The sequence below is a fragment of the Psychrobacter pacificensis genome, assembly GCF_018336615.1.
GTDB classification, from domain to species: Bacteria; Pseudomonadota; Gammaproteobacteria; order Pseudomonadales; family Moraxellaceae; genus Psychrobacter; species Psychrobacter pacificensis.
In genome coordinates this window covers 93680-116064 of sequence record NZ_CP048752.1, presented here as the reverse complement: position 1 = coordinate 116064, position 22385 = coordinate 93680, and the positions used below count along the sequence as shown (strand labels likewise).

21 protein-coding genes, 1 tRNA gene and 1 pseudogene are annotated in these 22385 nt (G+C 44.4%); 18 read left to right on the top strand and 5 right to left on the bottom strand.

Translation table 11 applies throughout. The features are described from left to right. The first annotated feature begins 2 nt into the window (after positions 1–2). The 13 genes and pseudogenes from GYK50_RS00525 to GYK50_RS00465 all read left to right on the top strand — a co-directional run. Positions 3–1238, top strand: a complete 1236-nt coding sequence (locus GYK50_RS00525) for an NADH:ubiquinone reductase (Na(+)-transporting) subunit B (protein ID WP_071002705.1) — start codon at positions 3–5, stop codon at positions 1236–1238. Further along, the gene (locus GYK50_RS00520) at positions 1219–2121 is read left to right on the top strand and encodes a Na(+)-translocating NADH-quinone reductase subunit C (RefSeq protein ID WP_093070337.1); all 903 of its coding nucleotides are present in this window, start codon (positions 1219–1221) and stop codon (positions 2119–2121) included. The genes GYK50_RS00525 and GYK50_RS00520 overlap by 20 nt, the downstream gene beginning before the upstream one ends. Before the next feature lies 1 nt (position 2122). Further along, entirely contained in the window at positions 2123–2794 is a 672-nt protein-coding gene (locus tag GYK50_RS00515) for an NADH:ubiquinone reductase (Na(+)-transporting) subunit D (RefSeq protein WP_186475369.1), read from the top strand. After that, on the top strand, positions 2794–3402 hold the full coding sequence (gene nqrE / locus GYK50_RS00510; RefSeq protein WP_058025262.1) for an NADH:ubiquinone reductase (Na(+)-transporting) subunit E: 609 nt from the start codon (positions 2794–2796) through the stop codon (positions 3400–3402). The genes GYK50_RS00515 and nqrE overlap by 1 nt, the downstream gene beginning before the upstream one ends. 122 nt (positions 3403–3524) lie before the next feature. Then, positions 3525–4760 carry an NADH:ubiquinone reductase (Na(+)-transporting) subunit F gene (nqrF, locus tag GYK50_RS00505; RefSeq protein WP_071002702.1) on the top strand — a complete coding sequence of 412 codons (1236 nt, stop codon included), beginning with the start codon at positions 3525–3527 and terminating at the stop codon, positions 4758–4760. A 177-nt stretch (positions 4761–4937) separates the two neighbouring features. Beyond that, positions 4938–5738, top strand: coding sequence for an SDR family NAD(P)-dependent oxidoreductase (locus tag GYK50_RS00500; protein WP_071002701.1), 801 nt, complete (start codon positions 4938–4940; stop codon positions 5736–5738). Positions 5739–5968: 230 nt separating this feature from the next. Continuing rightward, entirely contained in the window at positions 5969–7048 is a 1080-nt protein-coding gene (locus GYK50_RS00495; protein ID WP_392397120.1) for an FAD:protein FMN transferase, read from the top strand. 144 nt (positions 7049–7192) lie between these two features. After that, positions 7193–7438, top strand: a complete 246-nt coding sequence (nqrM, locus tag GYK50_RS00490) for a (Na+)-NQR maturation NqrM (protein WP_058025258.1) — start codon at positions 7193–7195, stop codon at positions 7436–7438. Between the two features lie 330 nt (positions 7439–7768). Then, a complete protein-coding gene (locus tag GYK50_RS00485) occupies positions 7769–8983 on the top strand; it encodes an MFS transporter (RefSeq protein ID WP_071002699.1) in 1215 nt (404 codons plus the stop codon). 189 nt (positions 8984–9172) lie between these two features. Beyond that, positions 9173–10036 (top strand): arylesterase, encoded by an 864-nt coding sequence (locus tag GYK50_RS00480; protein WP_186475364.1) that lies wholly within the window; start codon positions 9173–9175, stop codon positions 10034–10036. A gap of 25 nt (positions 10037–10061) precedes the next feature. Continuing rightward, positions 10062–10781, top strand: coding sequence for an ABC transporter ATP-binding protein (locus tag GYK50_RS00475; RefSeq protein WP_186475363.1), 720 nt, complete (start codon positions 10062–10064; stop codon positions 10779–10781). Continuing rightward, complete coding sequence (locus GYK50_RS00470) at positions 10778–13405, top strand: ABC transporter permease (RefSeq protein WP_284718859.1); 2628 nt, start codon at positions 10778–10780, stop codon at positions 13403–13405. Before GYK50_RS00475 ends, GYK50_RS00470 begins: the two co-directional genes overlap by 4 nt. Positions 13406–13480: 75 nt before the next feature. Continuing rightward, positions 13481–13639: pseudogene (locus GYK50_RS00465) on the top strand (DUF3969 family protein); the annotation flags it as partial. Positions 13640–13818: 179 nt separating this feature from the next. On the opposite strand, the gene GYK50_RS00460 reads toward GYK50_RS00465, so the two are convergent. After that, positions 13819–14661, bottom strand: a complete 843-nt coding sequence (locus GYK50_RS00460; protein ID WP_212564076.1) for a DUF4760 domain-containing protein — start codon at positions 14659–14661, stop codon at positions 13819–13821. A gap of 477 nt (positions 14662–15138) precedes the next feature. Between GYK50_RS00460 and GYK50_RS00455 the strand changes: the two genes are divergently transcribed. Further along, a complete protein-coding gene (locus GYK50_RS00455; RefSeq protein ID WP_212564075.1) occupies positions 15139–16458 on the top strand; it encodes a valine--pyruvate transaminase in 1320 nt (439 codons plus the stop codon). Positions 16459–16621: 163 nt separating this feature from the next. Here the strand turns inward: GYK50_RS00455 and GYK50_RS00450 are convergent, their stop codons facing one another. From GYK50_RS00450 to hisB, 4 genes are all read right to left on the bottom strand, one after another. Further along, a complete protein-coding gene (locus GYK50_RS00450; RefSeq protein WP_212564074.1) occupies positions 16622–17551 on the bottom strand; it encodes a DJ-1/PfpI family protein in 930 nt (309 codons plus the stop codon). Between the two features lie 152 nt (positions 17552–17703). Beyond that, positions 17704–18081, bottom strand: a complete 378-nt coding sequence (locus GYK50_RS00445) for a hypothetical protein (protein WP_212564073.1) — start codon at positions 18079–18081, stop codon at positions 17704–17706. Positions 18082–18251: 170 nt separating this feature from the next. After that, the gene (gene hisH / locus GYK50_RS00440; RefSeq protein ID WP_212564072.1) at positions 18252–18887 is read right to left on the bottom strand and encodes an imidazole glycerol phosphate synthase subunit HisH; all 636 of its coding nucleotides are present in this window, start codon (positions 18885–18887) and stop codon (positions 18252–18254) included. Positions 18888–19059: 172 nt separating this feature from the next. Then, on the bottom strand, positions 19060–19707 hold the full coding sequence (gene hisB, locus GYK50_RS00435) for an imidazoleglycerol-phosphate dehydratase HisB (protein WP_212564071.1): 648 nt from the start codon (positions 19705–19707) through the stop codon (positions 19060–19062). 399 nt (positions 19708–20106) lie between these two features. On the opposite strand from hisB, the gene GYK50_RS00430 reads away from it, so the two are divergent. From GYK50_RS00430 to GYK50_RS00415, 4 genes are all read left to right on the top strand, one after another. After that, positions 20107–20529 (top strand): hypothetical protein, encoded by a 423-nt coding sequence (locus GYK50_RS00430; protein WP_071002690.1) that lies wholly within the window; start codon positions 20107–20109, stop codon positions 20527–20529. Positions 20530–20651: 122 nt separating this feature from the next. Continuing rightward, positions 20652–20727 (top strand) — tRNA-Phe (locus tag GYK50_RS00425). Between the two features lie 194 nt (positions 20728–20921). Then, positions 20922–21413 (top strand): DUF4385 domain-containing protein, encoded by a 492-nt coding sequence (locus tag GYK50_RS00420; protein WP_212564070.1) that lies wholly within the window; start codon positions 20922–20924, stop codon positions 21411–21413. Between the two features lie 240 nt (positions 21414–21653). Further along, complete coding sequence (locus tag GYK50_RS00415) at positions 21654–22337, top strand: phosphoglycolate phosphatase (protein WP_186475356.1); 684 nt, start codon at positions 21654–21656, stop codon at positions 22335–22337. Positions 22338–22385 lie beyond the last annotated feature (48 nt).

Below are 22385 nucleotides of genomic sequence, written 5' to 3'. Positions count from 1 at the left end.
CGATGAAATTTTTACACAATATGTTCGATCGTATGGAGCCATCTTTTACCAAAGGCGGCAAACACGAAAAGTATTATGCTATTTTTGAGATGTTTGATACGTTTCTTCGGCAGCCAGGCACCACAACGTACGCTTCATCACACGTTCGTGACGGTATCGACTTAAAGCGTATTATGATTACGGTATGGCTATGTACTTTCCCAGCAATGTTTTGGGGTATGTACAACATCGGTCATCAAGCACTAACCGCTATCGCTCAGCTCGGTCTGCAACCTGAAGGCTGGCGTACCGTCATCACTAGCATGGCAGGCTACAACCCAGACAGTATCTGGGCAAGCTTTGTTTATGGAGCCATGCAGTTTTTGCCGATTTATATCGTGACGTTTGCCGTCGGTATTCTCTGTGAGATTATCTTTGCGGTCGTCCGCGGACACGAAGTTAACGAAGGTTTCTTTGTGACGTCAGTCCTGTTTGCACTATGTTTACCACCTGATATTCCTTTATGGCAAGTTGCTCTAGGTATTATCTTTGGTGTGGTGGTCGCAAAAGAAGTGTTCGGTGGGACTGGTAAAAACTTCTTGAACCCTGCCCTATCAGGCCGTGCGTTCTTATACTTTGCCTATCCAGCCTATATGTCTGGCGACTCAGTATGGACAGCTGTAGATGGCTTCTCAGGTGCGACCCCGCTTGGGCTTGCCGCGCTTGGTGTGGTTCCTCAAGACTTTGTTGATGTCTATGGCAATGCCATCACGTGGAGTGATGCATTCTTAGGCAACATGCAAGGTAGTATCGGTGAAGTATCAACCTTGGCTATCTTGATGGGTGCTGCCGTATTGTTATGGACGCGTATCGCTTCTTGGCGCATCATGGCAGGCTGTGTGGTTGGTTTGATTGCCACTTCATTGGTGTTCAACCTGATTGGCTCTGATGACAATATGATGATGAGCTTGCCATTCTACTGGCACTTGGTTATCGGTGGTTTTGCGTTCGGTGCAGTATTCATGGCAACCGATCCCGTTTCTGCTGCCCACACCAATAAGGGCCGCTGGGCTTATGGTATCTTGATCGGTTTTATGACCGTTCTGATTCGTGTTATTAACCCAGCTTTCCCAGAAGGCATCATGCTGGCTATCTTGTTTGCCAACTTATTTGCTCCACTGTTTGATTATTTTGTGACCCAAGCAAATATCAAACGCCAAACTGCTCGGAGGGTTCGTTATGTCCAAGCCCAAAAGTAATAATGCCAAAACCATCAGTGTGGCTTTGACGCTGTGCTTGGTTTGTTCAGTATTGGTCTCAGCTGTCGCTGTTGGCCTAAAACCTGCACAAATCGAAAATGCACGCTTGGATCGCAATAAAAACATTTTGGTCGCCGCTGACATGTACAATACTGAGTCTGATACAGCAGATGATGTCGCCGAACGTTTTAAAGATTTTGATGTCAAAATCATTGATCTAAATAAAGGCAACTACCTTGATGATGATGAGTTAAAAACGGCGGGTATTCCTGATCGTAATGCTTATGACGCCAGTCAAGCGACCAAAAACCAAGCCTTAAGCGAAGACTTGGGCGACAATGATCCTGCTGGTATTGGCCGTAAACCAAAATACGCCAAAGTCTATGTCAAAGAAGATGACGCAGGCAAACCTGAACTGGTTGTATTGCCTATTCAAGGCTACGGGCTATGGGGTACGATTTATGGTTTCTTAACGCTTGAAAGTGACATGAATACCATCAAAGGTATCAGTTTTTATGAGCATAAAGAGACCCCAGGTCTTGGCGCTCGTATTGAAGAGCCAGAGTGGCGCGCACAGTGGAATGGCATCCATTCTTATGATGACAATGGCAACGTTGCTACTGGTGTGACCAAAGCGGGTAATCCGAAAGACAATTGGGTCGATGGTATCAGCGGCGCAACACTAACAAGCCGCGGCGTCAGCAACATGATTCAGTTCTGGTTAGGCGATCAAGGCTATAAGCCTTATCTAGATATGCTACGTAAAGAGAGCGGTCAGACCCTTGATGATGCAGATACACAAGCAAATCAGTCAACGTCGGCCGCTCAACTTAACACCGAATTGGCAGCCGCGCTACCAATAGCTAATGGCAAGGAGGCATAAAATGGCTGACACTAAAAGTATTTTAACCACGCCTATTTTTGACAATAATCCCATTGGTTTACAGATTCTTGGTATCTGTTCGGCACTGGCAGTCACAACGAGTATGGCCAATGCCATGGTCATGTGTGTGGCACTCACCTTGGTGACGGCATTTTCAAGCTTCTTTATCTCTATTATTCGTAAGCAGATTCCATCGAGCATTCGTATCATCGTACAGATGACCATTATTGCTTCATTGGTTATCTTGGTAGATCAGGTACTAAAAGCGGTCGCTTATGATGTGAGTAAAGGTCTGTCGGTCTTCGTTGGTTTGATTATCACCAACTGTATCGTTATGGGCCGTGCTGAAGCATTTGCCATGAGTAACCCGCCAATCCCAAGCTTTTTAGATGGTATTGGTAACGGTCTTGGTTACTCAGCGGTCTTGCTATTCGTTGCCACCATTCGTGAGCTGTTAGGCGCAGGTACTTGGTTTGGTATCACTATCCTACAACCAGTTACTGATGGCGGTTGGTATATACCAAACGGTCTGTTGCTATTGCCACCATCAGCGTTCTTCATTATTGCTTTGTTTATCGCAATCGTCCGTACCTGGAAACCAGAACAAGTGGAAGAAGCTGAGTTTGTAATGAAGCCGCAGTCTAAAGGCATGGCACATGGAGGCGGTCACTAATGGGACATTATATTAGTTTATTTATAACCTCAGTCTTTATCGAGAACATGGCACTTGCCTACTTCTTAGGCATGTGTACTTTTTTGGCCGTATCCAAAAAAGTCTCGACAGCGATTGGTCTAGGGGTTGCTGTGATTGTCGTGATGGCCATCACCGTTCCGCTAAACAACTTGCTATTCCAGTTCATCCTAAAAGATGGTGCATTGGCTTGGGCAGGCTTCCCTGATATCAACTTGAGCTTCTTAGGGTTGCTTAGTTACATCGGTTTGATTGCAGCCACCGTACAGATTCTAGAGATGTTCTTGGACAAGTTTGTACCAAGTTTATACAACGCGCTTGGGGTATTCTTACCACTAATCACCGTAAACTGTGCCATCTTGGGTGGTGTACTATTTATGGTCGAGCGTGATTATAACTTTGGTGAATCTGTCGTCTATGGTGTGGGCGCAGGCTTCGGTTGGGCACTTGCTATTACTGCATTGGCAGGTATTCGTGAAAAGCTCAAATACTCAGACATTCCAGCGCCATTGCGCGGTCTTGGTATTACCTTTCTCACGGTTGGTCTTATGTCGCTCGGCTTTATGTCGTTCGGTGGTATGTCCATCTAAACTACTAAGCTCAAAGCTTCTATTAGCTATTTGATCTATTTAATTCATTTATTCGGTAAGGGTTCGGACACAGCATAAAAAATGTCTTCGCACCCCTACCCCATAGATTAAGGATACCTACCATGGATTACGCTACGGCGATTGGTGGCGTTGCTATGTTTACCTTGATCATCATGGGCCTCGTCGCTATTATTTTGGCGGCGCGCTCAAGACTGGTCAGTTCAGGCGATGTCACTATCCATATTAATGATAATCCCGATAATGACGTGGTGACACCAGCAGGCGGTAAACTACTGCAAACGCTAGCGGGCGAAGGCATCTTTTTGTCTTCAGCGTGTGGTGGCGGTGGTACCTGTGCGCAGTGTCGTTGCCGCGTTATTGAAGGTGGCGGTTCTATTTTGCCCACCGAAGAAGGCTATTTTACTCAAGGCGAGATCCGCAATCACATGCGCTTGGCTTGTCAGGTAGCTGTTAAGCAAGACATGAAAATTGAGATTGATCCTGAATTCTTTGATGTACAAAAATGGGAATGTGAGGTTATCTCAAACGATAACGTTGCGACTTTCATTAAAGAGCTGGTGCTAAAAATCCCAGAAGGCGAAGAAGTCAACTTCCGCGCTGGTGGTTATGTGCAGCTTGAAGCGCCACCGCATGAAGTGCATTATAAAGACTTTGTGATTGACGAAGAATATAGAGAAGACTGGGAAAAATTCGGTATCTTCAACTATGTCTCGAAAGTTGATGAGCCCGTTATCCGTGCTTACTCAATGGCCAACTACCCTGAAGAAAAAGGCATCATCAAATTCAACATCCGTATCGCAAGTCCACCGCCACGTGGTCCTGACGGCATTCCACCGGGCAAAATGTCTTCATGGGTGTTTAGTCTGGTCCCTGGCGACAAAGTGACGGTTTCAGGTCCTTATGGTGAATTCTTTGCCAAGAAGACTGAAGCTGAAATGATCTTTGTCGGTGGTGGTGCTGGTATGGCTCCCATGCGCTCGCATATCTTTGATCAGCTCAAGCGCTTGAAAACCGATCGTAAGATCAGTTTCTGGTATGGTGCTCGCTCGATCCGTGAAATGTTCTATGTTGAAGATTACGATCAGCTAGAAGAAGAGTTTGACAATTTTGAATGGCATGTGGCTCTGTCTGACCCATTACCAGAAGATAACTGGGAAGGTCCAACAGGCTTTATCCATAACGTGTTGCTCGAAAACTATCTGAAAGATCATCCAAACCCAGAAGACTGTGAATACTACATGTGTGGGCCACCGATGATGAACGCTGCTGTGATCGATATGCTACACAGCTTGGGCGTAGAAGACGAAAATATCATGCTTGATGATTTCGGTGGTTAAATAACCCCGCCAGATAAACTTAAAAGTGTATATAATATATAAAAAGAGTCTCAATTGAGGCTCTTTTTTTGTGTGATTTTTAGCAATCATTGTGGTTGTTGAAACTACAAATCTAACTGGTAGATCAGCATTGCTATCCTATATCATGAACGCTCTAAATATTAAGAAAGGACGCTTATGAAAACCAAATACAAAGATCTGACCATTTGGATCACGGGTGCTTCTAGTGGTATTGGGCAAGCATTGGCGATTGCCTTTGCCAAGCGTGGTGCTAGAATTATTCTCAGTGGCCGTGATAACCAAAAACTAGAATCCGTCAAAAAAAGCTGTAAGCGTGCGAATAGGCATATTGTCATTCCGTTTGATATCAGTGACGCTGCTCAAGCAAAAGCCGCCTATGACAATGCCAAAGCTCAGGCTGGAAACATTGATTGGCTCATCAATAACGCCGGTATTAGCCAGCGCTCACTCATCATGGAAACTGACGAAGACGTCGAGCGTCAGATTATGGAGGTAGATTACTTTGCTCAGACGCGACTAACCAGACTGATACTGCCTGATATGATCGCACAAGGTGGCGGCAAAATCGTCATGGTATCAAGTGTCGCAGGATTACTAGGGACACAATATCGCGGCGCTTATGGCGCAGCCAAAGCCGCATTGCATATGTGGGCAAACAGTTTACGGGCAGAGTTGCATGACAAAGGTATAGAGGTTGCGACGATATTCCCAGGATTTATTCAGACCAACATCTCTATCAATGCCTTGACAGGTGATGGCAGCGCTCAGGGCACCATGGATGAAGCAACCAGTAACGGTCTCACGGCAACTGATTTTGCAAAGCAAGTGGTGAAGGCACTCTCAAAAGGTGGAGAATATATCGTGGTCGCTGGCAGTAAAGAAAAGCTGGCAACACGGGTCAATCGTGTCTCACCGCCCAAACTTTATAAGCTCATACGCGAGTCGCAAGTAAAATAGCTTGGTATGCAGTAGATTAGTATGCAGTGGCTTGGTATGCAGTAGATTGTCACCGAACATTGCCATCATTGGTATTTGTAGGGTTAAGGGGTGTAAAATAGGCCTGACTTATTTTATACCCCAACTCATTTCTGCGTTATACCGAAGATCCTATGAAAAATACCCGATACTGCTCCGCCTCCTCAAAACCCATAAATGCTTCTTTGCTTGGCATCGCGGGTCTCGCTAGTATGGTGAGTCTCAGTGCTTGCCAGCAAACACCAGATTATAACTATCTGACTGGTGAAACGATGGGGACAAGCTACCATATCAGCTATCAGCTCCCTGATAATGCAGATGAAGCTGCCATACAAGCGTCAATCGATGAACGCTTGAAACAGATTAATGACAGCATGTCGACCTATCAGAGCGACTCGACCATCTCTAAATTTAATCGGTTGAATAAGAATACACCGATTACCATCGACGCTGATTTTAGTCGGGTGCTGGATGTGTCAAAGATTGTCTACGAGCAATCTGGCGGCGCATTCGATCCTACGGTGATGCCGCTTGTCGAGACCTGGGGTTTTGGCAGCACCATGACAGTCGAGCGTCTACAAAGTCCGCCTACAGCGCTCGAGATTGCCCAAGCAAAAGCACTGGTAGACTTTGAGAGTATTATAAAAAAAGACCAAACGGTATCCAAAACCAAAGATGGCGTTGAGCTTGATTTTTCTGCCGTTGCCAAAGGGTATGGCGTCGATGTCATCGCCGATGTGCTGAGAGAGGATTATCAAATTCGCAATTATATGGTTGAGATTGGCGGTGAAATTTCGACATCTGGCGTTAACAACCAACAGCAGCCATGGCAAATTGCGATTGACGCCCCTATTGAAGGCAGCACTGTCAGCGAGCGCCAAACGATATCTGCCATTCGTCAGCCAAAAAACACAGCGACCCAAATGCATCTGGCAACCTCAGGAAACTATCGCAACTCCGTCATATTTGATGGCAAACGCTATAGCCATACCATCGATCCGACCACTGGAAAACCCATCGCAGGCGGTGCGCCCTCCGTCACTGTCGCGGCTGATTCAGTTGCATTAGCTGATGCATGGGCGACAGCGCTGACAGCGATGCCCTATCATAAAGCACTAGATGTCGCTAAAGCTCAAAACTTGGCTGCTATGTTTGTGGTGTTGGCTGACGATATAAAAACAGACGGGTCTGAGAGTAATGTTTCTGATAACGTGTCTGATGATAATATCGATGACTGGCAAGTGGTTCAGACACCAGCAATGCAAGCATTACGCGCTGACAAAAAGCCCTAGTAAGTTTTTGGCATTGAAACAAGAGAATACGATAACGCGCAACGAGCAACACCAAAATTTGCTATACTATTAGTTAGTTGCCATTAAAAGTACATCATTATCATTAACAGCAACTGCCCCACTTTTGACAATGAGGTTTCCTCTATGCTTAGCCAATTGCTTCCTATGCTTGCCATTACCTTTACAGTGTTTATCCTATTTTTCGTTTTTATGGGCATCGGTTATATGGTCAAAAAAAAGCCGCTCAAAGGCTCTTGTGGTGGTGTTGCCAAATTGATGGGTGATGAGCAGTGCTCATTTTGTGGCGATGATCCCAACAAGTGCGACTCATTGATGGCAGAACAACAAGAAAACGCGTTAAGAGCTGCCCAACTCGGCAAATCTGTGTAAAAACTCATTGGTTACCATACGCAGGTAGTATTTACCTAACATCTGTTCGTATAATAGCGTCAAGTCATTCAAAGTGACTTGGCGTTATTTTCATGTCGCCATCTCTTATTATTCCTATTTAGACACTCTCTATCTAGATATTTTCTATTTAAAAAATTGGCCAGCAAACTTATCTGTTTTGCCCTCTGCAAATTTTTAGTTCTGTTTGACGTTATTGATTACCGTTTAGGTACGTGTCTGAGTAAATGATCTTTGGTGTTGTTTTACAAGCGACGATTTTTCGGCGCTGTCTTATAACGTGTCCTTTTTCCCTGTTATCGTTGTGCTGCTATGTCTACCTCATCCAATCTGCCTTCATCACGTTTCACCTTTTGGTTAGTGCTATGTGCCATGATTTTGCTAGCGACCAATATGCGTGCCCCTATCGTTGCGCTGGGCGCTATCGCGCCAGTGGTGAAAGAAGCACTCAATATCTCGGAGATACAGATTGGCTGGTTGGGCGCGGTGCCGATGCTGGGTTTTGCCCTTGGTGCGCTGATCTCGCCAGCCATTGGCAAGCGCTTCGGACTTGAAAATACGCTGATTGCCATGATCGCGCTATTAACCACTGGCATGATTCTGCGTACCGTTATCCCGACGTGGACTGGGTTTTTAATCGGTACTTTATTGCTGACTCTAGCCATTGGCTTTGCCAATACACTGGCCGCGCCTGTCATCAAGCAACATACTCCGCAACATATTCCGCTGATTACGGGTTTGTTTAGTTTAACAATGACGGTGACCGCTGGGATAGTCTCAGGCATCGTCCTCCCTTTGTCTGAGCAAGTAGGCTGGCAATGGGCGCTGGGTGGATGGACGGTTTTAGGTATTTTTGCGTTATTGATTTGGTTATTTTTGCGTGTGCGTTTGGGCTCATCCAACCACCAACTCGTCATATCTACAGATAAAGATGCCTCTGTTATCTCTATTTGGCGAACGGCGTTTGCTTGGCAAATTGCTGTCTTTATGGGGCTACAATCATTACTGTTTTATACCGTTGCCAGTTTTTTGCCTTCTATTTTGGTTAGTAAAGGGCTATCTGCCGTGAGCGCTGGCCAAATGGGTTCTGTGTTTCAGTTTATGGCACCCATCTCTATCTTGAGTCTGACATGGCTGATTAATCGTGGTCGTCCTATTCAAGCACTCGCCGTGTTTGCCGCTGTGCTCAATGTCATTGGCGTATTAGGTATCAGCTATCTATCTACTGAGTTGGCGTGGCTATGGTCAGCCATGATGGGGATTGGTTGCTCAGCGATTTTTACCTTGAGTATGATGCTGTTTTCCCTGCGTACCTATACTACCAATCAATCAAGTGAGCTGTCTGGTATGGCACAGGCCGTCGGTTATTTGATTGCCTTTTTTGGTCCGCTTGGCACAGGCGGGCTCCATGAAGCGACTGATAGCTGGAGTCTGCCGCTTTTTATTATTCTGATACTGATGATTGCAAACGTTGTGATTGCTTGGCTCGTCAGTCGTCCAGTGATGGTCGATGGTAAATACATTTGATATTAGCTTATCAAAATATCTACATACTGCTGTCTATAAGTCCTTGATTTCTAACGCGCAATAAAGCTGTCTTGAAATTAACCTTAGGGCAATATTGGTGGCTGTCTTATTTTGCTATAGTCAGTGCAAGATGATTTAAATCTTGAGCTGACTCTACATCAGCTTGATTGCTTATAGGACATAACACCCATGCTAAATACCCCTTCTCGGCTCGCTCAGCACCTGCCTGCTATTGCCATGCTCGCTGCTATCATGGCGATCAGTGGTTGTCAAAAAGAGACTGAGCCGACCACACCGAATCAACCGACTGACACCCAACGCTCAGATACTGAAACGACAGCCAACCAAGCCAATACAACGTCCGTAGACACCAATGCTGATGCACCCACCGATATGCAAGTCAATTCATCACCAATCACTATTTTAGCGCTTGGCGACTCACTGACGGAAGGTCTTGGGGTGGATAAAAATGATAACTACCCTGCGCAGTTAGAAGATCGTCTGCAGGCAATGGGTTATAAGAATACCGAAGTGATCAACTCAGGGCTGAGCGGTGAAACCAGTACGGGACTCGTCAATCGCTTAGATTGGGTATTACAAACCAAACCTGATGTGACGATTTTGACCATTGGGGCTAATGATGCTATACGCGGTATCGACGTGGCGACGATTGAAGCCAATATTCGGACAGCTGTTAAACGTTTGCAAGACAATGGCAGTGTCGTCATTTTGGGCGGGATGTCGATCTATGATAATTTGGGCGATGACTACGTTGCCGCATTCTCAGACATTTATCCTCGCGTCGCGAAAGACATGAGCGTCCCTCTAATACCATTCTTTTTGGAGGGTGTCGGTGGTGAGGCTGAGCTCAACCAAGCCGATGCCATTCACCCAACCAAAGAAGGCTACACGATCATCGTCAATGACAATATCTTGCCTATTCTAGAGCCGAAATTAGATGAGTTAAAAGAGCTAAAAACAACCGATCCAGAGAATACGGCTGAAACCGTTCAAGCCGAAACGACAAAAAGTACGCCAAATGAGACTACTTAACGAGACCATTTAACGAGACACTGTAATGACATCATCACCTTCGGTTACCGCATCCACGCCACAAGCAGACGCTAAGACACCAGCCCTACTGACCGCCTCACAGCTAAACAAAACCGTGCAAGTCGGTGAGCAAAAATTATCTATCATTAAGGACGTCGATATATACGTCAATGCTGGCGAGTTTGTGGTCATTATGGGTAAATCAGGCTCGGGTAAATCGACCTTACTAGGATTGCTCGCAGCACTAGATTATCCTGATAGTGGTACAGTATCGCTGGCAGATCAAACGCTCAGCAGCTTGGATGAAGACTCACTTGCAGTTATTCGTCAACAGGACATGGGTTTTGTCTTTCAGTCATTTCATCTACTGCCGACCCTAACTGTCGCCGAAAACATCGCCTTTCCTCTTGATATCGCAAGGCATCCAAACCCAGCACGAGTCAACGAGCTGATTGATGCGGTTGATTTGGGTCATCGCCGTCACAGCTTACCCAATCAGTTATCAGGTGGTGAGCAGCAGCGTACGGCTGTGGCACGAGCGCTAGTATCGCATCCTAAAATTGTCTTTGCCGATGAGCCAACGGGTAACTTGGATGAGCAAAATGCCGATCAAGTTATGCAATTATTATTAGACTTACGCCAGCAGGTTGGCTCGGCACTGGTAGTCGTGACTCACGATCCTGCGCTTGCCGAGATGGCAGATCGCGTCATTACCATGCATGACGGCCGGATTGTACCGACATGAATGAAAAGCTGACAGACAACACATCGACTGATATAAAAAAGACTGATACCAGTATGCGTCAAGAGACCAGTTATTCTAGCGGTATCCTCAATCAACTTTTCACCAAAACACTAGGCTCGCAAGCACTCAGCCGTAGCTGGTGGCAGCGCTGGGTGTATCCAGTGTTGTTTCTACTCACATTGACCTTGTCACTTGCAACCTACCTGACCCTCGATTCTGTGCAGCAGTCTGTCGATCGTTATATCAATGACAATCAGCGCGCACTCGTTGGTGGGGATTTGATCTTAAACAGTAAGCAAGATTGGCCAAGCGAGGTATTGGCGCAAGTAGAAACCATCCCCGATACGCAGACCGTGTATGACTATCAGTTTAGCGCCATGCTCGTCACCGATGAGCAAACTTTGCTTGCCAGCGTCAAAGCCGTCACACCGTCTTATCCTTTGTACGGTACCGCTGAGCTTGCCTCAGGAAAGCCACTGTGGGAGCAACTAACCGCTGACAATATCGTCGTCGCCCCAGAAGTGCTCAGTAGCCTAAATGCTAGTGTCGGCGACCGTATCGATATTGGCGATGCGCAGTTTACGATCAGTGATGTGCTGACCAAAGAGCCTGATCGACCTTTGACCGCCTTTGGTTTTGGTGGGCGGGTCTTAATGAAACAAGATGCGTTAGAGGCGACCAATCTACTCGGTCAGCGCAGCCGCATCAATTACCGTATCGAGATAGCAGGTGATCCTGAGCTGATAAACACGCAGCGCAAAAAGCTCACAGGCATACTGACCAGCTATCCTGATATCGAGCTCTCTGATGCTGATTCGGCGGACACTTCGGTCTCGCGTATCTCTGATAATGTATTGATGTTTTTAAAGCTACTGGTCATTGCCGTACTGCTACTCTCGGCGGTCGCCATGTACGGTGTCATTAGTGCGTTCGTCAGCAAGCAGCAGTCCAATAATGCCATTCGTTTGGCGTTAGGCGAGCCGCTTGGTTCACTCAAACGTAGCTATTATCAACTGCTTATCGTCACGACTGCCATTGCTTGTATCGCAGCAGTTGTACTTAGTCTGGGTTTGCTTAAAATTGGTCAGCCGTATCTCGTGGCTATCTTACCTGCTGACGTGGGTCTATCTATCAATCCAATTAGCGCGATTAAGACCATTGTGATTGCCTTAGCCCTCACGTTGCTGATTGCGCAGCGTGGTTTAAGCGCGCTTAACACCACCAAACCCGCGGCCCTACTCAATCAAGGGGCGAGCCAGCAGTCGCAAAACTTGCCTTGGTATCGACGCGTGCCATTACTGTGGTATGGCTTGGTGATGACAGGGCTGTATGCCTTCTTTGCTTATGAAGTGGGCTCGCTGTCATTGGGCGCGCAGCTATTGGGCGGCTTGATCGGCTTTGTGGCGATATTTTGGCTATTGGCGCGTGGGTGGCTGTGGTTGCTTAATAAGCTAGCGAGCAATGCCAAGGTCAGTTGGATGCAGCGTATCGCCATTCATAATCTGGCGCGCAAGGGCAATCAATCCGCATTATTCTTTGTCACTTTATCGCTATCGGTTGCGGTGCTGACGCTCATCACCACACTCAATCACAGTATCAATGCGCAGTTTATCAATGCCTATCCTGAAGACGCGCCCAATCTGTTTTTGCTCGATGTGCAAAGCGATCAACATGACGATATTAATGCGATCATTGAGGCGCCTGTCACTTATTATCCCATCATTCGCGCGCGTGTAGAGACGGCCAATGATGTACCGGCAAAAGATATCGAGCCTGAGGATGGCTTTGATGACCCCACGCGGGTGTTTAACTTAAGCTACGCCGATACGGTCATGGATACTGAGTACATCACTGAATCGCTCACAGACGATGCGCTATATACGCCTATCGATGCGACAAATGAACAAATCAAACCCCTATCTATCTTGGACACTGCCGCCAGTATGCTCAATGTCGGCATGGGCGATCAGGTGCGCTTTAATATTCAGGGTATCGAAATCGTCGGGCAGATCACCAGTATTCGCACGCGCTATGAGCGTGGTCCAAGCCCGTATTTTTACTTCTTGTTTGAGCCGTCGGTGCTATCCGCTGCCCCGCAGATTCAGTTTGCCACCGCGCATGTATCAGAAGATACCATTCCAGAGCTACAAGGCAAACTGGTACGCCAGTTCCCTGCGGTCACGACCATCGATGGCACGGCTATTGCCAAGCAAATTCAAGAGCTGGTGGTACAAATGAGCCGCTTGGTCTATGTGTTTACTTTGCTTGCCCTACTCACTGGCGTCATGGTGCTGATCAGCTCGCTGCTGTCTACTTCGCAAGATCGTATGAAGGACAGCGCGTCCTTTAGACTGCTCGGTATGCAAAAGCGCGACTTGTATACGCTCAATATATTAGAGCTGGGTGTGCTTGGTATTAGCGCGGCAACCTTTGCCGTGATCATCGCCAGCGTCGGCGCCTGGGCGGCCATCACGCAGTGGTTTAATCTACAATTTAGTGTGCCGTGGACGAGCTTGGCTATTGGCGGTGCAGCATTAATCGTATTGCTATTTGCCATTGCCATCATTTATGTAAGACTGGTGATTGGGCGCGGGATTATGGCACGGGTCAGGGCGATGATTTAGGAAATATGCAATGAACTCAAATGACCTAATAGTTAGTACTTTTTTGATAGGAATTATTCACTTTTACGCCTTGGCGAAATTAGCATCGACCAAGCTCATTTTTTTATTTTCAGATCTGGTAGATTATCAAGAATTGAGGGAAACAATGACTTAAAAGGGTTAGCGCCTATTATCCATCAGGCGCTTGAACTTGAAGATATACTTTCTATATTAGGTATTGAAAAGTATCAGTAGGAACGAACCAATTTAGAACAGTGCTTGGGCAATCATTTAGACGATGTAGATTATTATGAAAGTTTGCATGAGGTACGAAGATGGTTGTTACACTAAAAGGCTAGTAAAGATTTACAGTAAAATATGTAGAAGTTTTGATTATAGTAATAAAAATTGCTATAATCAAAACTTCTAAACATTTACTTTTTTTCTATCGTCTGACTGTTAATTTTAATAGGTTCTCTCTTCCATTTCGTTGCAAGCCATTCTATCTCTTGATATATCGTATCTTTATTGCTTAAAGTTCTTATTTGAATAATTAAAGGTTGAGAAAATTTCCAAAGCTTCATGAAACTCGAATAATGTAGATTTTTAAATAAGTTTTCTTCAAACGCTCCTTCTCTAATACCTAAAGAGATAAATTCATAATAATTTAAAACATAATGAATATCATCTTTTAGCTTTTCATCTTCTAGTATTATACTGTCTCGTTTCCTTTTTTCTTCCTCAATATCGTTTTTTATTTTCTTACCGTTCTTTAAAAAGCTTTTATTTATTTTTACATATTTACCTATTACAAAATCTTCTTTACTTATCAATTCCTCTGCAATTTCAGTATCAGACTTATTCTTATATTCATGATTATCTAGCTTGCTATAATACTGTGTAAGGTTATTACCTTGAAGAAACATTAAGTTCTTAGTTTCCTGAAGCTTTTTATCTGCGTTTAGATCTGTTACTAGCTTTATAGTTAGCTGTTTTTTACTAGATTCTCGACTACTTTGTATAGAAAAATATGTCAGGGTAATACCAATGTAAGCAATAACAGCTAGTAGAAAACTAGGGAACATTCCAACAATTATTTTATACATACTGTTTTGAGAACTTATTGTAATAGCCTCATTCGATATAAGAGTACTTACATTCGCATAATTAGATTCATAATATAACCATAAAAAAATAACCCCTACTGCAAGAAATACAATAGGGGCTATTAATAAGAACTTAGCTGCCTTTTCTAGTTTAACCATCCCAGCCTTCATGAATGACCTTCTTAAATGAATTAAGTTTTAACATTTGAATTCTCCTTAATAAGTAGAATTATAAAATTGATTGTACTTCCTTACTGATTTAGTCTATATATAAAATTTACTATTTGTTTATATATAGTATAAAATTTCTATAATTATAAATGTAAGTTTAGTACTAAATTACGTAAATTAATGTTTGCTTCTACGCCAGTGCCTTTAAGCAATATATTAAATATATTGCTTAAAGGCACTGGCGTTATTATATACAAATTCATCTATATTGTCAATAGATTAATTTTAGAATACACGACAAATTGGGTATAGACAAGACCTTTATATGAGAATTATATCAGTAATATATATAAACTCTTTTTAATCAATATCCACCTTTCAACATCCCTTCCCTAACTCTTACCATTTGCTATACTAGCCCAACTTTATCGGTTAAATACCCATTTATAACACCCTCCCAAACAGCATGGTAGCCTTATGAAATTCTCAAAGTTCGGTCAAAAATTTACCCAGCCTACGGGCATCTCACAATTGATGGATGATCTGGGCGACGCGCTAAAAAGCGATCAGCCAGTCAACATGCTGGGCGGTGGTAACCCTGCCAAAATTGATGCCGTCAATGAGCTGTTTTTAGAGACCTATAAAGCGCTGGGTGTTGACAACGATGCAGACGTGCCCAACAGTAGCGCGATTATCAGCATGGCGAACTACTCCAATCCGCAAGGGGATGCCGCCTTTATCGATGCGTTGGTTGGCTTTTTTAACCGTCATTATGATTGGAATTTGACGGCAGAGAATATCGCACTGACCAATGGCTCGCAAAATGCGTTTTTCTATCTATTTAATCTATTTGGCGGTGCGTTCACAGATGAGCAGAACGAATCTGTCGATAAGTCTATTTTATTGCCATTAACGCCTGAATATATCGGCTATAGCGATGTGCATGTCGAAGGTCAGCATTTCACCGCGGTATTACCGCATATCGATGAAGTTACCCATAATGGTGAAAATGGTTTCTTTAAATATCGTGTTGATTTTGACGCGTTAGAGAACTTGCCTGCATTGAAGGAAGGTCGTATCGGGGCGATTTGTTGTTCGCGACCGACCAATCCGACTGGCAACGTGCTGACCGATGAGGAAATGGCGCATTTGTCCAAGATTGCTAAGCGTTATGATGTACCGCTGATTATCGATAACGCTTATGGTATGCCCTTCCCTAATATTATTTATTCAGACGTTACCCTTAATTGGGATGACAATACCATTCTGTGTTTTAGCTTATCCAAAATTGGTTTGCCGGGAGTGCGTACCGGCATTATCGTGGCCGCGCCTGAGGTGATTGCAGCCGTCAGTGCGATGAATGCGGTGGTCAATCTAGCACCGACTCGCTTTGGGGCAGCGATTGCCACGCCTTTGGTTGAAAATAACGCTATTAAAGACTTATCTGATAACGATATCAAGCCTTTTTACCAGCAACAAGCCAAGACAGCAGTTACCCTACTTAAAAAAGAATTGGGCGATTATCCGCTAGTAATTCATAAGCCTGAGGGCGCAATATTCTTGTGGCTGTGGTTTAAGGATTTACCGATTAGTACCTCTAAGCTGTATGAGACTTTGAAAGAAAAAGGTACGCTTATCGTGCCGAGTGAATACTTCTTCCCGGGTGTCGATATTAGCGATTACCAGCACGCACACGAGTGTATCCGCATGAGTATCGCTGCTGATGAGCAAACACTGACGGATGGTATTGCGGTGATTGGTGAGGTGGTACGCGGGCTGTATGATGGGGCTAAGTAGAATCATTTACGCTTAGGCATAAGTTGCATGCCATCGCACCAGTCGTAGGCTATTACCCCGCTATCGGTGCGCGGGGCACATCCTACAAAAGCTTTCTTTTTGGACATAAAAAACGGACTAATAAATAGTCCGTTTTTTTATATGATGACTTTATGAAAACGATCTAACCAAACTCTTTTAGTAAAGCTTTAGCACTTATCTTACCAAAGTTATTCGCTGCTAACGGCCCATCACCTGAGATTAGCTTACGATCTTGATGCGTTTGTCCTGAGGCCAGTTTATTATCAATAGTAACGCCCAAATCTTCTAACTTTTCAGCAAAGTACCACGGCATAGGTCCCGGCAGATAACCGATTTTTGGCATTTGCTTATCCATAACCGTCGGGAATGCGACCATCTTATAACCTTTAAAAATAAAGTCACGCTCGGAATTGCCTTCATCAGAACTGTCAGGACTATTAAGGTCAGCCGCCAATAACGCTGCAGGCCCGTGACAAATCGCTAAGGTAAAGAGATCCTTTTCATGACCCCAGCGTAGTAATGCACCGAGGTTTTTATCTTCCGGCAAGCCCAGCATCGCGCCATGACCACCCGGGATAAAAATCGCTGCATAGTCGTCGCTCTTGGCCATGTCATTTTTAACAAAATCAGCGATGCTGTTTGGACTGTTAAGCTTGGACTTATACTCGCTATAGATTTGTTTAACGTCGTCATCGTCTTCTGGCATCGCCCACTGCTCGACCTTGACCGCCTCGCCTGTTGGCGTAAACACATCGACATCAAAGCCTGCTTTTTTAAAATGTAATAACGGCACCATCATCTCCACCGGATGATTACCGGTATCAAATTTATTGCCGTTCTCCATAGTCATATACTGCTCTTCGGTACAGACCATCATGATTTTCTTATCGCCCTTATAGGGATTATCGTAATTAGTATGATCGTAGTTGGTTTTATTCGGCGCAGCTATCTTTAGCGATGATGTTGAGGGAATATAAATGCCTGCTTCAGTTTCTTGCGGCTCTAAGCCTAGCGTATTTTTGGCGTTGTCTAAGGTGTCTTTAGCTTTATCTAATAGATCTTGCATATTCATAGTGGCTTCCTTTTTTATGATTTATATTTATTGAGTAGCTATTTATTAAGTAGCTAGAAATGATAAATCTAAGGTAACAAATGAAGACAGCATTAAATAGATGAGAATTTTTATGTTTCGTAAGCTTTGTAAAGCAGGATTGAAAAACTGTTTTAACGGGTTTTCTTTAGTAGCTTACTTGGTGAGCTGCTCGCTTGAAAAATCCTTGTCCACTTATTTAGAGCAAACAGCACGAAAGGCAGCAGGCAGGTATTAATGAGATCATGAATACTTGCTTTGATATCTGTACCTTTTAGAGCCAGAAGGCCTTTTGGCACAATGATGTGACGATTGTCGAAATATTCACCTAGCAGTGCTACGCTAATGACGACTAATAGTGCTAAAAAGGCTCTGATAGTCTGATTCTTAATGATAGGGCGTAAGATAAACATGCTGAGCAGATAGACGCCGACGCCGACGTAAATGTGTAACGCGTCTTTGGCAAGGCCAGTTGTTTCAACAACGTTTATTTTAAAGGCGCTAAAGTCCACTAGAGTATTCCAAATATAAGCGAGCAGAAAATGGTTGAGCGTATCATCGAACCATAATAACCAAAAATTGAAAACGTAAAATGAAAATAATAAGAAATAAAAAGGCAGACTATACAAGTGATAACCTACCCTATTCTGAAGCAAATGTGCAATTTACGTTTACTGCCTATCTACACATTCCACTCGACAAAATTCTTTAGCAGTTGCAAGCCTGCGGTATGGCTCTTCTCAGGATGGAACTGAGTGGCAAATAGGTTGTCTTTGATGATACTGGCACAAAACGGCTGGCCATAATCACAGATAGCGGCGACTTGAGAGTTATCGTTAGGCGCGCAGTAGTAACTGTGCACAAAATAAAAGTGCGCGTTGTCCTCGATATCGTGCCAAAGCGGATGGTCAAAATCCATACCACTAATCGTATTCCAGCCCATATGTGGTACTTTTATCGTTGCGCCTTGCTTGTCTTTCCACGTAGGGTCAAACGCTTCTACCGTGCCGTTTAAGATGCCAAGGCAATCTGTACCACCATTTTCAGCCGATTGCTCAAACAACGCCTGCATCCCCACACAGATGGCCATAACGGGCTTGTTAAACACTGCATCGCGTACCACGTCATCAATGCCTGCCTCATGCATACCAGCGATACAATCACGCATCGCACCGACACCAGGGAAGACAATTTTATCTGCTGCCGCGACAACTTTTGGATCATTGGTGATAGAGACGTCTGCCCCGACTACCGACAAGGCTTTGCCAGCTGAATGCAAATTGCCCATGCCATAATCTAATAGCGCTACTTTGGTCATCAATTGGTTCTCGTTTTTAAATATTTTGACTACTATACTATGTATACTATTTTCTGTTCCTAAGGTGTAGATAAGGTTTTGCTACAAGGAAGTTAAGCGCAGGCTGTACAACCAGTACGCCAAGCTTAACTGACCCTCTTGAGTAACCTTGTAGAACAGCCTTAAATGCGTCTTAGAAAGCCTCTTTGGTCGATGGCAAGGTATTTAGCGCACGCTCATCATATTCGCAGGCCATACGCAGCGCACGAGCAAAGGCTTTAAAGGTTGATTCAATCTGGTGATGGCTATTTTTGCCTTTGAGATTGTCCAAATGCACGGTCATCCACGAGTGATTGACGAAGCCATAAAAGAACTCACTGAATAGGTCAACATCGAAGCGGCCAACGTGCGAGCGCGTAAACGGAATATCCATGTGCAAGCCTGGACGCCCTGATAGATCGACGACCGCGCGCGTCAACGACTCATCTAATGGCGCATAAAAATGTCCGTAACGGCGGATGCCTTTTTTATCGCCCAAAGCTTTGTTAAACGCTTGGCCCAAAGTAATACCGGTATCCTCGACACTATGGTGATCATCGATATACGTATCGCCGACGCATTTGATATCTAAGTCAAATAAACCATGACGCTTAATCTGATCAATCATATGATCCAAAAATGGCACGCCCGTGTCTACCACGCCTTTGCCTGTACCATCGAGGTTGACGGTACAAGTGATTTGCGTTTCAGCAGTGATGCGCTCAACGGTCGCGATGCGCTCAGGGCGACCATATAAATTTAGGTTTGTTGCTTGATTTTGCTCAGTTGCATTGGCTGTCATGGCTATTCTCTATCGGTTTTTTATCAGTGAAAAGCGGTCAATTATAAATAGGGTAGAACATCGCCCATTGCTGTCTGTTACATTGAGGCTAGCGCTGCCATCAGCGTCAGCAAAAAATGTATGAAAAAATGATATATACAAAAGATATCAATATATTAGGGTTGATGTGTATCACATATGATTTAGCATCATCATAGCAAACCCTAACATTTACCGCCACGACCAAGCGCTAAACCACGCACAAATTTACGTCATTCTGCTAAAATAGTGTGTTTAGTATTATCAATCATGACTGGCGCGAACGTTGACAGTCTCACCTTTATGGCACTACTCTCTATGACATAGTGCGGTGTCATACTGACTTTATACTATAAAAACCCTCTGTTTATAGGAACTGCTATGCCTTTAGAAGCGATCGCCATTAATAGCTTGGATGCGCCACTTATCAAAAAACCTGCTCGCGATAATGAGCTAGCAGAACGCTTGCAGGCATTGTACGATAGTGATGATGCGCAGCCTGATGGTGCTGAAGTGTTAAGCATAGTGGCGCAAGGATTCAAACGCGGGCAATACCTCTATGTTGGTATGTTCAATGATAAGCCTATCGCTGCGGTTGCCTGTTTTGATGATGGACAGACCGATGCCAAGCGTTTGCAATATCTGACGGTACATCCAGAGAACCGTAAACGCGCCATCGATGCCAAATTTATTAAACTGGTCTATGATGCCGAGGTCAAAAAAGGCGTGCGTGAATTTGTCCCTGCGGATGCTGATATTCACCGAATTATGAGCGAATACGAACTCCTGCGCGTAAAAGACTAAATATAGAGTAAATAGGGTTTATTTCGCCAATATTTGATTATTTATCATCTTTTATTCGATATAATGCAAAAATCACTTGACAGTCGTGCTCATATTTAGTTTAATAGCGCCTCAACGAAGACGGCTCGATAGCTCAGTCGGTAGAGCAACGGATTGAAAATCCGTGTGTCGGCAGTTCGATCCTGCCTCGAGCCACCATTCGTTAATAGATTCTAAAAAGCCCCGAACAGCAATGTTTGGGGCTTTTTTTATGTCTGTTATTTATACCCATCGCTCGCTTTACTCACGGTTGCATAACATTTTTGTGCTGTTTTCTACACCGCTTGGCTCAGTATACTCAGTAACTATAAATGGACAGATACCTATTATAATACAGAGCCTAGGTGGCAGATATGAGAGAATTTGATTACGACTTGGATTATAAAAATCTTGATCTACGCGCGCATCCTGAGTTATATCGTGTTGGTCGTGGTGAGCAAGGCGTGTTACTGGTAGAGCCTTACAAGTCTGAAATCCTCCCGCATTGGCGTTTTGCCACGCCTGATATTGCAAAAGAGAGTAGTGAGACGATTTACCAGATGTTTTTGGATTATCTAGCTGACGATGATTTTGTCGGTGCAGATATGGCGCGTAAATTTATTCAAATGGGCTATACCCGCGCGCGTCGCTATGCCAATCACAAGGGCGGTAAAAAGTACAAAGGTCCTGTGCCCGATGATAAAAAAGGCCAAAGCGGCGCCCATGGTCGCGAAGAGTTACCACGACAAGCCGAAGACCCGATCAAGGCAGAATCGGCGCGTATTTTTAAGCAAAAATGGGACCAGTGTCGTGAGAACGAAGATTATCTAAGAATGAAAAAAGAACACCGCGCGCGTTATAGTTGATCCAATTTAAGAGTGGTACAAGGCAACCGAGTGCAGATGTATACGTCATACTTCAAGCGAGGTTAACGCTGTAACGCTTTTTAGTGGATTGACTATATAAAGATGTCGAGTAACTGCTAATGCTCATCACCTTGAGAATATAACAACACTAAATTGACCAGTCTTAAAATACTACCGTGCCAAGGTATAACACGGAATATCTAACACAATAAATATAATGATTTTTAATAGTGAGGAACAATGAATAAGCAACTCTTAATTTTTGATTTTGATGGCACACTCATTGATAGCGTGCCCGATTTGGCCGATGCCACCAATGCAATGCTGACCACGCTTGGTAAAGACACCTACCCTATCGAGACGATACGCAATTGGATAGGCAATGGTTCACGAATGCTTGTAGAGCGTGCTTTGGTCGGTGATATCACTGTCCCAGAGGGCGCACTGACCAAAGCCGAGGCCGATCACGCAGAGCAGATATTTTTTGAAGCATATACTAAGATTGGTGGTAGCAAAACCGTTGCTTATCCCGATGTCGATAGTGGCCTTAAACAACTTCACGCGGCTGGCTACACGCTCGCTCTAGTGACCAACAAACCGCTTCGTTTTGTCCCCAAAATATTGCAAACATTCGGCTGGCAAGATCTGTTTAGTGAAGTGATGGGCGGCGACAGTCTATCCACCAAAAAGCCAGATCCAGCGCCCCTACTGCATGTCTGTACTCAATTGGGGATTACTCCTGACCAAGCGATTATGATTGGCGATTCTAGAAACGACATCTTGGCGGGTCAAAACGCCAATATGGACACGCTTGGTCTGTCTTATGGCTATAACTACGGACAAGACATTCGTGAGCTAAATCCAACCGAGGCGTTTGATCATTTTGCGGATTTGGTTACTTGGATTATGAAAGATAACATCTAACCCATAAAAGCCTTTATCAAACGGATGTGATAGTTGGCTCAAACGAAG